11 protein-coding genes and 1 pseudogene are annotated in these 12,237 nt (G+C 72.7%); 3 read left to right on the forward strand and 9 right to left on the reverse strand.

Going from position 1 to position 12,237, the window contains the following annotated elements; genetic code table 11:
- Positions 1-96: 96 nt before the first annotated feature.
- From ACIRR8_RS10545 to ACIRR8_RS10555, 3 genes and pseudogenes are all read right to left on the reverse strand, one after another.
- On the reverse strand, positions 97-1,083 hold the full coding sequence (locus ACIRR8_RS10545) for a TerC family protein (RefSeq protein WP_404061693.1): 987 nt from the start codon (positions 1,081-1,083) through the stop codon (positions 97-99).
- 24 nt (positions 1,084-1,107) lie between these two features.
- Positions 1,108-1,577, reverse strand: a pseudogene (locus ACIRR8_RS10550) (enoyl-CoA hydratase/isomerase family protein); the annotation flags it as partial.
- Between the two features lie 194 nt (positions 1,578-1,771).
- The gene (locus tag ACIRR8_RS10555; RefSeq protein WP_404061695.1) at positions 1,772-2,956 is read right to left on the reverse strand and encodes a LacI family DNA-binding transcriptional regulator; all 1,185 of its coding nucleotides are present in this window, start codon (positions 2,954-2,956) and stop codon (positions 1,772-1,774) included.
- A gap of 164 nt (positions 2,957-3,120) precedes the next feature.
- On the opposite strand from ACIRR8_RS10555, the gene ACIRR8_RS10560 reads away from it, so the two are divergent.
- The gene (locus tag ACIRR8_RS10560; protein ID WP_404061698.1) at positions 3,121-4,059 is read left to right on the forward strand and encodes a carbon-nitrogen hydrolase; all 939 of its coding nucleotides are present in this window, start codon (positions 3,121-3,123) and stop codon (positions 4,057-4,059) included.
- 120 nt (positions 4,060-4,179) lie between these two features.
- Positions 4,180-5,121, forward strand: a complete 942-nt coding sequence (locus ACIRR8_RS10565) for an oxidoreductase (RefSeq protein WP_404061701.1) — start codon at positions 4,180-4,182, stop codon at positions 5,119-5,121.
- A gap of 101 nt (positions 5,122-5,222) precedes the next feature.
- On the opposite strand, the gene ACIRR8_RS10570 is transcribed toward ACIRR8_RS10565, so the two are convergent.
- Both ACIRR8_RS10570 and ACIRR8_RS10575 read right to left on the reverse strand, forming a co-directional pair.
- On the reverse strand, positions 5,223-5,972 hold the full coding sequence (locus ACIRR8_RS10570; protein WP_404061704.1) for a permease prefix domain 1-containing protein: 750 nt from the start codon (positions 5,970-5,972) through the stop codon (positions 5,223-5,225).
- The gene (locus ACIRR8_RS10575) at positions 5,969-6,316 is read right to left on the reverse strand and encodes a PadR family transcriptional regulator (protein WP_404061707.1); all 348 of its coding nucleotides are present in this window, start codon (positions 6,314-6,316) and stop codon (positions 5,969-5,971) included. Before ACIRR8_RS10575 ends, ACIRR8_RS10570 begins: the two co-directional genes overlap by 4 nt.
- 151 nt (positions 6,317-6,467) lie before the next feature.
- Between ACIRR8_RS10575 and ACIRR8_RS10580 the strand changes: the two genes are divergently transcribed.
- A complete protein-coding gene (locus ACIRR8_RS10580) occupies positions 6,468-7,031 on the forward strand; it encodes a hypothetical protein (protein ID WP_404061709.1) in 564 nt (187 codons plus the stop codon).
- Positions 7,032-7,071: 40 nt separating this feature from the next.
- On the opposite strand, the gene ACIRR8_RS10585 is transcribed toward ACIRR8_RS10580, so the two are convergent.
- The 4 genes from ACIRR8_RS10585 to ACIRR8_RS10600 form a co-directional block, all read right to left on the reverse strand.
- Positions 7,072-8,301: an LLM class flavin-dependent oxidoreductase gene (locus ACIRR8_RS10585; protein WP_404061711.1), complete on the reverse strand. Its 1,230-nt coding sequence runs from the start codon at positions 8,299-8,301 to the stop codon at positions 7,072-7,074.
- Positions 8,298-9,707 (reverse strand): NtaA/DmoA family FMN-dependent monooxygenase, encoded by a 1,410-nt coding sequence (locus ACIRR8_RS10590; protein ID WP_404061714.1) that lies wholly within the window; start codon positions 9,705-9,707, stop codon positions 8,298-8,300. The genes ACIRR8_RS10585 and ACIRR8_RS10590 overlap by 4 nt, the downstream gene beginning before the upstream one ends.
- A 169-nt stretch (positions 9,708-9,876) precedes the next feature.
- On the reverse strand, positions 9,877-10,827 hold the full coding sequence (locus tag ACIRR8_RS10595; protein ID WP_404061716.1) for a fumarylacetoacetate (FAA) hydrolase: 951 nt from the start codon (positions 10,825-10,827) through the stop codon (positions 9,877-9,879).
- Positions 10,828-10,918: 91 nt separating this feature from the next.
- A complete protein-coding gene (locus tag ACIRR8_RS10600; RefSeq protein WP_404061719.1) occupies positions 10,919-12,235 on the reverse strand; it encodes a pyridoxal phosphate-dependent aminotransferase in 1,317 nt (438 codons plus the stop codon).
- Positions 12,236-12,237: the final 2 nt, after the last annotated feature.

Below are 12,237 nucleotides of genomic sequence, written 5' to 3' on the forward strand. Positions count from 1 at the left end.
GTCTTCCGCTTTCGGCCGGTCCTTCGACGGCAAAAGGCCGGGCAATGCAAGAGGGGATTTCTTTCCCTTTGCTTTGCCCGGCCATTACCCTGCGGGTTACTCCGACGGCTTATCCTCGGATGACTTCACCGCGGTCCCCTCGGATTCCTTGTCCGGCGGTGGGCGCCGGATGCTGAGAACGACCGAAGCTGTCAGGATGACCACGATCACCGCCAGGCTGATCGGCGAAGGAATCTCCGGAATGGAGGTGCTGATCATCTTGTGCGATGCCTGGAGAACGAGCTTGACCGCGATGAAGGCCAGAATGATCGCGAGGCCCGTGCTCAGGTAGTGGAAGCGGTCCAGCAGTCCCGCCAGCAGGAAGTAGAGCGCTCGCAGTCCGAGGATGGCGAACGCGTTGCTGGTGTAGACGATGAACGCGTCGTCGCTGACCGCCAGCACGGCGGGCACGCTGTCGACGGCGAAGAGCAGGTCGGCCGCCTCGATCGCGGCGACCACCGCGAGCAGCGGTGTGGCGACCCGCTTCCCCTCCTCCTTGACGACGAAGCGCGTTCCCGCGTACTCGTCCCGGACCGGCATGATCTTCCGCAGCATCCGCACCGCGAGACTCTGCCCCGGATCGAAGCTGTCCTCCTCGTCCTTGAGGATCTTCCAGGCGCTCCAGAAAAGGATCGCGGCGAAGAGGAAGAGGACGAAGGTGAAGCGGTTCACCACCGCGACGCCTGCTGTCAGGAAGATGGCGCGGAACACCAGAGCGCCGATGACACCGTAGAACAGCACGCGGTGCTGATATTCACGCGGAACCTTGAAATAGGCGAAGATCAGCGCGAAGACGAACAAGTTGTCGACGGACAGGCTCTTCTCCAGCAGCCATGCCGTTGTGTATTCCGTACCGGCGGTCGTGCCGAGTACGAAGAAGACGACCACGCCGAAGATGAGCGCGAGGCTCACCCAGAGCGCACTCCACCAGGCTGCTTCCTTGAACCCGATGACATGCGCGTTGCGATGGGCCAGCAGGTCGACTGCGAGCGAGACGACCACCGTTACGGCGAACGCTGCCCAGAGCCAGAACGGTACATCCACGCCCGGGACCTCCCCTGTTGATTGTTACGAGTGTGACTGGTCGGGCCCAGGAGTGCGAGGGGGTGTGCGCCGACCGGCTGCCGCGACCGAGGCCATCAGCTCCGCGTCCAGGAGCGGGGGGCAGCCGTCCGGGTGGCGGCCGCATAGGAGTTGATCAGGGCTTTTGTCATCCGGAGGGCCGCTTCGGGGTGGCGTACGACGGGCTTCGCCGAGGCCTCGACAGCCTGATCCAATTCATTTTCCGGAACGACCCGCTGGAGGACGGAGAGCGCTTGCGCCTCGGTGGCGTCGAACGCCCTTCCGGTCAGAATCAGTTCGCGGACCCGAGCCGCGCCGACCTCATGGAGCAGCCGGGGCAGCAGCCCGCCCCACGCGGTGGGCAGCCCGAGCGCCGGCTCCGGCAGCCGGAAGTAGGCGTTCTCCGCGCCCACCCGCAGATCGCAGGCGAGCGCGAGCGCGAACCCCGCGCCGATGGCCTTGCCCTGGACCCGGGCGGTATACCAGGCTTCGGAGGTCGCTCAGCCGTACACCAGGCTTCGGAGACCACGCGAGCCGTTTCCCGTCCAGCATGGCGATCACCTGGACGGGAAACGGCTCGCGTGGTCGGCGACCAGGTGCGCAGGCGTGCCGCGACGACACGCACCACCCGGTCACAACGGGCCCAGGGTGTCGGTGAGTTGTGCCCTGCTCAGCTGGGACCGGCGGTCGTGGACGCCCTCGTCTCCAGCGCCCAGGCGTGGCGGCGGACCGTGTCCGGGGCGGCGCGGCCCGCGAGGATGTCGCAGAGCAGCTCGGCGCAGGCGCGCCCGTACGCGGCGGGGCGCAGGTCCACCGAGGTGACGGGCGGTTCGGCGGAGCGGGTGGCGGTGCCGTCCACGCAGGAGGCGACGAGGAGGGGCGTACGGGGGTGGGCGCGGGGGCTGGTGGCGGTGCGGCTTTCCGTGCCGGTGGTGGTGTGGGCCGTCGTGCCGGTGGTGGTGTGGCTCGTCGTGCCGGTATCCGTGCGGCTCTCCGCGCCGGTGGCGGTGCGGCCGTGAGCCGCCGCTGCCGACAGCGCGCCGGGCCCGACCGTGCGGCCCAGAGCCGCCGCCGCCCGGAGGACGCCCGGAGCCGCGCCGTCCGGGGCGCAGATCACCGCGTCCACCGCCGGATCCGTCCGCAGCAGCGTGAGCGTGGTGTCCTCGGCCTCGGCCGGAGTCGCGGCGAACGGTACGGTCCGCAGCGCCACGTCCACTCCGTGCTCCCGGCCCCAGGAGGCGGCGGTGGCCCGTAGCGCGGTGGCCCAGGCGGAGGTGCCCGCGGGGGCCAGGACGGCGGGGCGGCGGGCGCCGCGCTCGGTCACATGGTCCAGGAGTGCGGTAAGCGAGGCGGCGTTGTCGCAGACCACGGCACCGGTGGGAGCGGCGGCGGGGCCGAGGTAGCGCTCTCCGGTCACCACCGGAACGCCCGCGTCCAGCAGGCCCGGGACCGCGCTGTCGTCCACCTCCGGGTCGATCACCAGCAGCCCGTCGACCCGCGAGGCGACCGGCCCGCTCGCCGCGCCCGCTCCGCCCGCGACGCTCGCCGGGGCCAGCAGGACGACGTCGAGCCCTTCCTCCTGGGCGCGCGCGACGGCCCCGAACGCGAGGTTCATGTAGTAGTCCAGCCGGGTCGCGGTCTGCGGCAGATGCAGACCGATCGCCCCGGTGCTGGAGCGGCGGAGCCGTCGGGCGGCGCTGTTGGGCCGGTAACCGAGCTCCTCCGCCACCGCGCGGACCCGGTCCCTGGTGGCCTCCGCGACGCGGCCCGAGCCCTGGAGGGCGTCGGAGACGGTGCTCTTGGAGACCCCGGCGGCACGGGCCACGTCGAGCAGGGTCACGTTCCGGGAGGTCACGGAGGTGAAGTCTAGACGGTCGTGATCGTACGGGTTGGAGGGTTGCCGGAACGTTCCGGCAAGGTTAGATTCGATCCGTGCCGGAACGTTCCGGCAGCCCTGCTTCAGCACCGTGCGGCGCCCGACCCGAGCCGCCGCACCCGCCCCACCCCCTGGAACTGGTCATGCGTCTGATCACCGCGTACAACCCGCCCGCCTCCCCGACCCGGACCCGCCCCGCCGACCGCGCCCCGCTGCGCGTCGCGGCCGTCCAGCAGCGGTGGCACCGCGACCCCGCCGAGCACCGCGCCGCCCTGCTGGAGGGCATCCGCCTCGCCGCGGCCGAGGGCGCGCGGGTGGTCTGCCTCCAGGAGCTGACGCTCTCGCCGTACTTCGCGGTCGTCCACCGCGCCGACCACCCCGCACCGGCCGAGCCGGAGGAGCTGCTGACCGGCCCCACCTTCACCTTCGCCGCCGAGGCCGCCCGCGAGCACGGCCTCCACGTCCACGCCTCCCTGTACGAGAAGGCGCCGGCGCCCGACGGCCAGGACGACGGCCTCGGCTACAACACCGCGATCCTCGTCGCCCCCGACGGCACCCTCGCCCAGCGCACCCGCAAGACCCACATCCCGGTCACGGAGGGGTATTACGAGGACGACTGGTTCCGGGCCGGACCTGCGGGCGACGACGCGTTTCCGCTGGTCACGGTCGACGAGGCCCGCTTCGGCCTGCCGACCTGCTGGGACCAGTGGTTCCCGGAGCTGGCCCGCGCCTACTCGCTGGCCGGTGCCGACGTCCTCGTCTACCCGACCGCCATCGGCTCCGAGCCCGGCTTCCCCGGCTTCGACTCCCAGCCGCTCTGGCAGAAGGTGATCACCGGCAACGCGATCGCCAACGCCACCTTCATGGTCGTGCCCAACCGGATCGGCGCCGAGAACGGCCTCACCTTCTACGGCAGCTCCTTCATCGTCGACCCGTACGGCCGCGTCCTGGCCCAGGCTCCGCGCGACGAGCCCGCCGTCCTGGTCGCGGATCTCGACCTCGACGCCCGCCGCGACTGGCTGGAGCTGTTCCCGTTCCTGACCACGCGCCGCCCGGACGCGTACGGTCCGCTCACGGACTGACGTAGGGCGTGTCCGGCGGGCTCGGGGGGTCTCCTCAGGTCCGGGGTTCGGCGGGCCCCAGGGCGGATCGGCGGGATGACCCCATGGTCCGGAGGCGCGGTGAACAGAGATCATTCAGACATGACTTCCCCGAGCTCCGCGAGCAGCACCACAGCCCCGATCACCGCGGCCGCGTCCGGCCGTTGGACCCTCGGCGATCTGCCGGTCAACCGCATCGGCTTCGGCACGATGCGGTTGCCGCAGACCGGCGGGGCGCTCGTGGCCGACGCCGTTCCCCGCGACCGCGCTGCGGCCCTGGCCGTCCTGCGCCGGGCCGTCGAGCTCGGTGTGAACCACATCGACACCGCCGCCTTCTACTTCTCCCGGCTGCGCTCGGCCAACGAGCTGATCAACAGCGCCCTCGCGCCGTACGCGGACGACCTCGTGATCACCACCAAGGTCGGCCCGGAGCGTGACCGGACAGGCGCGTGGGCGGCCCATGCCCGCACGCCCGAAGCGCTGCGCGGCCAGGTCGAGGAGAACCTCCGCCAGCTCGGCCGCGACCACCTCGACGTGGTGAACCTGAGGATCGTCGGCCAGGATTCGATAGCCGAGCGCTTCGGTGCTCTGGCCGAGCTGCGCCAGGCCGGCCTCATCCGCCACCTGGGCCTCTCCAACGTCACCCCGGCCCACCTCGCCGAGGCCCAGGTCATCGCGCCGGTGGTCTGTGTCCAGAACCGGTACGGGATCGGGGTGCGGCCCGAGGACGACGCGTTCGTGCGGGAGTGCGGGGAGCAGGGCATCGCGTTCGTGCCGTTCTACGCGATAGCCGCGGCCGGCGGGGAGGGCGGCGCGACCGGGGCCGAGCCGGCCGAGGTGCTGGCCGTGGCGGAGGCGCGCGGGGTCAGCCCGGCGCAGGTCCGGCTGGCGTGGACCCTGCACCAGGGCCCGCATGTGCTGGCCATCCCCGGCACGGGCGACCTCGGTCACCTCGCCGCCAACGTGGCCGCCGGAGCCCTGCGGCTCTCCGAGGACGAGCGGAAGCTCCTCGACGGCCTGCACCGGAGCGCCATGACCGGCTGATCTCCCGATCTTCACCGTTGCGGGGCCCGGCTGATCCTCGCTGTCACGGGGCACGCACGACGGGCCGGCCCTTCCGGCACGGGCTCACGCGCCCTCGGGCCTCACAGAGTGACGGGCTCTCCCGACGGCAGCCGTGCGCACCGGCGGCAGGCGCGGGCCGAACCGGCGACGACGGCGTGGGAGGCGGCGGCCAGCGCGCAGGCCGCCGCCGTCAGCGGCCAGTTCTCGGCGAGGACCGACGCGGTGGCGAGGGCCAGGGTGGCCACGGCCATGGCGACGCTCGCGGTGGTGCCGGTCCAGGCGACCGTGAGCGGCAGCCGGTGGGGGACCGGGAGGTGCCGGGCCAGGGTGCCGGTGGCGGCCAGGGTGGCCGCGGCCAGGAGGACCGCCGCGCCGGCGACCGCGGCCAGGTTGGTCGCGAGCAGGTGCGCGGCACGGGGCACGGCCGCATCCTGCGGCCCGCCGACGCGCTGTACGAGGAGCCAGCACGCCAGGAGGAGGGGTGCGCTGAGGGCGACGGCGCGGGCGGTGTGCCGGGCCTGGGCGATGGTCAGTTCGCGCTGGAAGCTCTCGGCCAGCTCCTGGGCCGATCCGAACTCCGCCACCGCCCGGCGGACCGCCCGCTCGTACGGCTCGCCTTCGCGTGTGCGGGCCGCCACGGTCTCCGTGAGCCCGTCGCGCGCCTCCTCGATCAGGCGGGACTTGGCCCGGACGGGTCCGCGCAGGAGGCCGTCCAGCTCGCTGACGTACGCCTCTACGAGGTCCCTGTCACCGCCACCACCGCCGCCACGGCCACCGCCACCGCCATTGTCGCCGTCATGGCCGTAGCGCGGGAGGCTGTGGGTCGTCATGCGCCCTGCCCGTGCGGGTGCGGGGTGATCGGGTTGAGGACCGAGCCGATCGCGGCGGTGAAGTCCTGCCAGGCCGTGCGTTCGTCCGCCAGGAAGCGCGCTCCCGCCTCCGTCAACGCGTAACACCGCCGTTTGCGCCCGCCCTCCGACTCCCAGGTGCTGCGCAGCAGGCCGAGCCGCTCCAGCCGGTTCAGCGCCGGGTAGATGGTGCCGGTCCGCAGTTCGAGCGCGCCGCCGCTGCGCTGCTGGACCGCGGTGATGATCGCGTATCCGTGCAGCGGGGCCGGTTCGAGAACCGCCAGGAGGAGACCGTCCAGATGTCCGCGTACCGCATCCTGCCTCATGCGTAGGCAGGCTACAGATGGGCGGGCGGGAAGGCCAGCGGTCCGGCCGAATGTGTAGGCCGCCTACCTATGGAGGCTCGATCCGTGCTATTCCTGGGGCGGTCACCCATATGTTGGCAGCCAATGCAACACCCCTCGAAGGGACTCCTCCGTGACCAAGTTCCTGCTCTCGCTGCACGTTCTGGCGTCGATCCTGGCGGTCGGGCCGATCACGGTCGCCGCCTCGATGTTTCCCCGCTACGCCAAGCCGCCCGCGCCCGGCGACGGCGGACCGCACGACCACGACCTCCGGACGGCCGCTTTCCTGCACAAGATCTGCCGGGGGTACGCGGTGGTCGGCATCGCCGTCCCCGTCCTCGGCTTCGCCACCGGGGCGCAGATGGGGGTGCTGGGCGATGCCTGGCTGGTGGCGTCGATCGTGCTGACGACGATCGCCGCCGCTCTGCTGATGGCCATGGTCCTGCCGGGGCAGCGCGAGCTGCTGGAGGAGGGCGCGGGAGAGGCGCCCGCCGGTATGGGAGCTGGAGATGCGCCCGCAGGTACGGGGGCGGGGGAGGGCTTTGCCGGTACGGAGGCGGGCGCGGGCGCTCTCACGGTGGCCGAGCGGCGGTCGGCGGCGGCCCGGCTCGCCATGACCACCGGGATGTTCAACCTGCTCTGGGCGACGGTCGTCGTGCTGATGATCGTCCGCCCTGGGTCGACGACGGGGGCCTGACCACGAGTGGCCGGGCCCCCGGGACCTCGGCGCCGCGAGCTCAACCCGCCTGCGCGTAGCGGCTGGTGGGGCGGGCCAGGCCGAGGTGGCCGCGCAGGGTGGTGGACGCGTACTCCGTACGGAACACTCCGCGCCGCTGCAGCTCCGGGACCAGGCCCCGGGTGATCGCCGTGAGGTCGTGCGGCAGCGTGGCCGGGCGGAGGCGGAAGCCGTCCAGGCCGGTGGAGTGCCGGTCGAGGAGGAGGTCGGCCAGTTCGGCGGGGGTGCCGGTGAAGATCTCGGCGTCCGAGGCGAGTTCGGCTCCGGCCGCCTCGTCCAGGCGGGCCTTGCGGCGGGCGGCGGCGCCCGGTTCGTCGTCCAGGAGGACGATGAGGTCCGCGAAGGTGCGCAGGGGCCGCTCGCTCACGTCCCGGCCGGTGCGCTCCACCGCCTCGGCGACCTGGGCGAGGATCGACGCGGTGCCCGCCCGGTCGTGCGGGGTGATGGCGACGACGTCGGAGCTGAGCGCGGCGAACTCGTACGGCGTGGTGGCGTGCGCGAGGCTCACCACCAGTGGCTGGCCCTGAGGGGGGCGCGGGGTGATGGACGGGCCCTTCACGCTGAAGTCGCTGCCCTGGAAGTCGATGTGGTGGACCTTCTCGCGATCCAGGAAGCGGCCCGTCGCCGCGTCCCGTATCTCCGCTCCGTCCTCCCAGCTGTCCCAGAGCTGCCGGGCCGCCTCCACCACCTCGGCGCCCTCCGCGAAGAGCGCCCGCAGCGGCCGGGAGATCGCCTCCGAGTCGGTCACGTCGTCCTCGGTGAGCTGGGGTGTGGTGCGGCGGCCGAAGTGCGCGGCGTCGGCGGCCCGGGACGCTATCTGCGGGCGCCAGCCGGCCCGGCCCCGGCTCGCGTGGTCGAGCGTGGCGATGCCGATGGCGAGGTGGAACGGTTCGGTGTGGGTGACGTTGGTGGTCGGGACCAGACCGATGTGCGTGGTGAGCGGGGCGAGGTGGGCCGCGAGCAGCACCGCGTCGATGCTGCCTCTGACCTGGTCGGTGCGGTCGTCGGGGAGGTGGAAGGCGGCGGACTGGAGGCCGAGCGCGTCCTCGAAGGTGACGAAGTCGAGCAGGCCGCGCTCGGCCTCGGCGACCAGGTCGGCCCAGTACGCGGCGTCGAGCAGCTCCCCGGGCCGGGCGCCCTCCTCACGCCAGGCGGCCGGATGCCACCCGGCGCCGTCGAGCGCGACGGCCAGGTGGAGGGGGGTGGCGGAGGCGCCCGTCGTGCCGGTCATGCGGAGGTCTCCTCGGTGTCGCGTCCGGTGCGCAGGGGTCGGCCGGGGCCGCCCCAGTCGGCCGGGCGGGGTGCGGTGGTCAGGCCCAGGTGGTCCCGGAGCGTGGTGCCGGTGTACTCGTCGCGGTGGACGCCCTTCTCCTGGAGGATCGGCACCACCCGGTCCACGAAGTCGTCCAGGCCGCCCGGCGTGAGGTGCGGGACGAGGACGAAGCCGTCGGCGCCCCCGGTCTGCACGTAGTCGTCGATGGCGTCGGCGACCGTCTGCGGGCTGCCGACGAACGTCTGGCGGCCGCCCACCTCGATGACCAGCTCCCGGATGGAGAAGTTCCGCTCCTCGGCGAGCTTGCGCCACTGCCGGGCCGTCTCCGCCCGGCCCTTGCGGAAGACGGAGTGCCCTTTCAGGAAGTGGGCGTCGTCCTCGGGCTCGATGTCGGGCAGCGGCCCGTCCGGGTCGTACGCGGACAGGTCACGGCCCCAGACCGCCTCCAGGTGGGCGATCGCGGTCTGCGGGCTGACCAGCTCGCGGCTGATCTCCTCCGCGTAGGCCGCCGCCTCCTCGTCAGTGTCCGCGACGACCGCGTTGGCGGTGGGAAGGATCAGCAGATCGTCGGGGCTTCGGCCGTACGTGGCCAGGCGCCGCTTCACGTCCCGGTAGAACTCCCGCGCCACGTCGATCCGGTTGTGCTTGCTGAAGATGACCTCGGCGTCGGACGCGGCGAACTCCCGGCCCGCGTCGGACTCGCCGGACTGGATGATCACCGGGTGGCCCTGCGGACCCGGCGGAGTGGTGAACCGGCCGGAGATGTCGAAGTGCCGGCCCCGATGGGCGAAGCGGCCGGCGCCGGCGGTGATGAACTCGCCCGACGCGGCGTCCGCCCGGAGGTCTGTGCCGGACCAGCTGTCCCACAACTCCCTCGCCGTGGTGAGGAATTCGGCGGCCCGGGTGTAGCGGTCGGCCTCCGGGAGGAAGCCGCCCCGGCGGAAGTTCTCGCCGGTGAAGGCGTCGTAGCTGGTCACCACGTTCCAGGCGGCCCGCCCGCCGCTGAGCCGGTCCAGGGTGGCGAACCGGCGCGCCACCTCGTACGGCTCGTTGAACGTCGCGTTCACCGTGGCGGCCAGGCCCAGGTGCGTGGTGACGGCGGCCAGGGCGCTGAGCACGGTCAGGTTCTCCGGACGTCCCGCGATGTCCAGGTCGTAGACCTGCCCCTTGTGCTCGCGCAGCCGCAGCCCTTCGGCGAGGAAGAAGAAGTCGAACTTGCCGCGTTCGACGGTCTGCGCGAGCCGGATGAAGGAGTCGATGGCTATCTGGCTCCCGGAGCGCGGATCCGACCAGACGGTCACGTTGTGGATGCCGGGCAGCTGCGCTGCGAGATGCACCTGTTTCTTGGCGGTGGCGGCGGGCACGGTGCGGTCTCCTCCTGCGAAGTCCTGCGAGGTCCTGCGTAGTTCGGTGAAGTTAGGTGAGGTTCGGTGAAGTCCGGCGTCGGCGGGACGAGTTGAAGTGGTGGTTCTCAGAGCGTGCCTGTGACCGGTGTCCTCTGCACAGGTCGGGCGGCCCTACTTCACGAGCTGTTCATGCCGTCGCGACAGGAGCCGGCGCGGCCGCCGGAGTGGTGGACGGGGCCGGCGCGACGTACCGCACACGGTTCTCGAAGGCGACCCCGTGGCTCTTCACATCGATGGCGATCCGGTCGCCGTCGGCGATCCGGAACCCGTCGTGGAAGCTCGCCTCGTCGGCCCCCAGCAGCACGTAGTTGACGAGGCCGGGCCGCCGTACCGCAGGGAAGGTGAACAAGTGGTCCGCCATGTCCTGGATCCGGTAGTAGAGCGCGTCGTCGCCGCAGTCGAACGGGCCCTCCCAGGCCGTCGCGCCGTCCCGGACGATGGTGACCCGGCCGGTCACCGTGCGCGGCGGCGGGCCGAGGAAGAGCCACGGAGTGAGGGCGGTGTCGCACAGCTTGCAGTACGGGTTGTAGCCCGGGTCCTGGCGGTGCAGGCCGATGTCGCACAGGTCGTTGCCGAAGGTGTAGCCGGCGTAGTGCGGGGTGCCGTCGGCGTCGTTCACGTAGACGAGGGCCACCTCCGGCTCCTCGATGAGGGCGACCGGCCGCGCCGGCACGTTCAGGTCCTCGCCGGGCAGCCGTACCCAGTCGCCGAACCCCTTGAAGAACCACTTCGGTGGCGTGAACTCACCGTCCTCCGGGGCTGTTTCGCCGCCCCACTTCTTCTTGTGCGTGCCCATGAAACCGCTCAGCAGCGCGTTGCCGGCGGCCTGCGGAAGCAGCGGCGGCAGCAGGCGCAGCTCCGGGTCACCGGCGGTCACGGTGACCGTCGCCGCGCCCTCGGTGAGCGCGGTCCGCAGCGCCTCCTCCGAGCCGTCGGTGGCGATGAAGGCGGCGGCGACCTGGCCGTCCTCCACCCGGTACAGGGTCTGCTCGGCGCCGTCCTCGGGACGGCCGAAGCCGACATGGCGTTCGCCGTGGTGGAGGGCCTCGAAGAGGACGGGGAGGTGGGAGTGGGGCATCGGTGGCTCCTTCAGCAGGTGGACGTATCGGCAGGTGGACGTATCAGCAGGTGGAGGTATCAGCAGGTGTACGCAGGTGGGTCGGGTGACATCAGGCGTGCGGGGCGAGAGCGGCGACCGGCGCGGCCGCGAGGTCGGCCAGGACCTCGCCGACCCGGTCGACGGACTCCCGTATCCACGGCAGGGCGAGCGGATCGGCCGCCTCCGCCGACTCCAGGGCCGCCGTGCGCTCCTCGTCCGTTTCGCCGTAGAAGTGGCTGGTCGCCGCGCGGATGCGCAGCGGGCGGCCGGGCTCGCCGAACGCGGTGGCGGGCAGCACGCCGACCCCGTACCGCTCCGAGAACAGCGCGGCCAGTCCGTCGCCGTCGTGCACGCCGTGCGCCGCCGCCAGGTGGTCCCGGAGCGGCTCGAAGTCCGGGTAGAGGTAGCAGGTGGCGGCGACGGGTGACAGCTCCGCGCCGACGGCGGTGAAGCGGGCGGCGACCGCGCGCACCACCCTCTCGTGCAGCCGCCGGCTCGCCGCGATGCGCGCGAGGACCTCCGGCGGCTCGCCGAACGCGTACGCGGCCGCTGTCTGCACCGGCGCGGGCGGGCTCGACCAGATCTGGCTGGCGACCGCCACCAGCCGGGTGTGCAGGGCGCGCCCCAGCTCGCTGTCGGGCAGCCGGGCCACGCCCGTACGCCAGCCGCCGAGCGCCAGGTTCTTGGTGAGCCCGGTCGTCACGACGGTCCGCTCGGGAGCGTGGAGAGCGGGGGAGACGGCCGGTTCGGAGCTGTCGTAGACCAGGTCGCGGTAGATCTCGTCGGAGACGACGACCAGGTCGAGTTCGCGGGCCGCCGCCGCCAACTCCCCTACGGTGGCAGCCGATGCGACCGTTCCGGTGGGGTTGTCCGGCACGGTCACGACCACCGCGCGCGGGTTCTGCCCGGACGCCCGCGCGTCGGCCACCGCCTCGCGCAGCCGCGCCGGATCCGGCACCCCGCCCTGTCCCGGCAGGATCGGTACGGGCAGGGGCCGCGCCCCGGCCAGCCGGGCCTGGGCCGCGTAACTCACCCAGCTCGGGACCGGCACGATGACGTCCCCGCCGATGGCCAGGAGCAGCGCGAAGAGCAGCGACTTGCTGCCCGGCCCCGCCACGACGAGCCCCGGTTCGACGGCCAGGCCGCGCCGCTCCCAGTACCCGGCGACGGCGGTGCGCAGGGCCGGGCTGCCGGCGACGGGGCCGTAGGCGTTCTCGCCGGCCGCCGCCGCGAGCCGGTCCCTGAGGGCAGGCAGCACGGGCAGGCCGATCTCGCCGCTGGCCATCGACAGCACCCGCTCCCCGGCCGCGCGGCGGCGGGCCAGGGCCTCGTCGGCGGCGAGGGTCGCGGACATGGGGACGGGCGAGGCGGGTGGGGGTTCGGGCATGA

Source organism: Streptomyces sp. NPDC101178 (assembly GCF_044767965.1).
GTDB lineage: Bacteria > Actinomycetota > Actinomycetes > Streptomycetales > Streptomycetaceae > Streptomyces.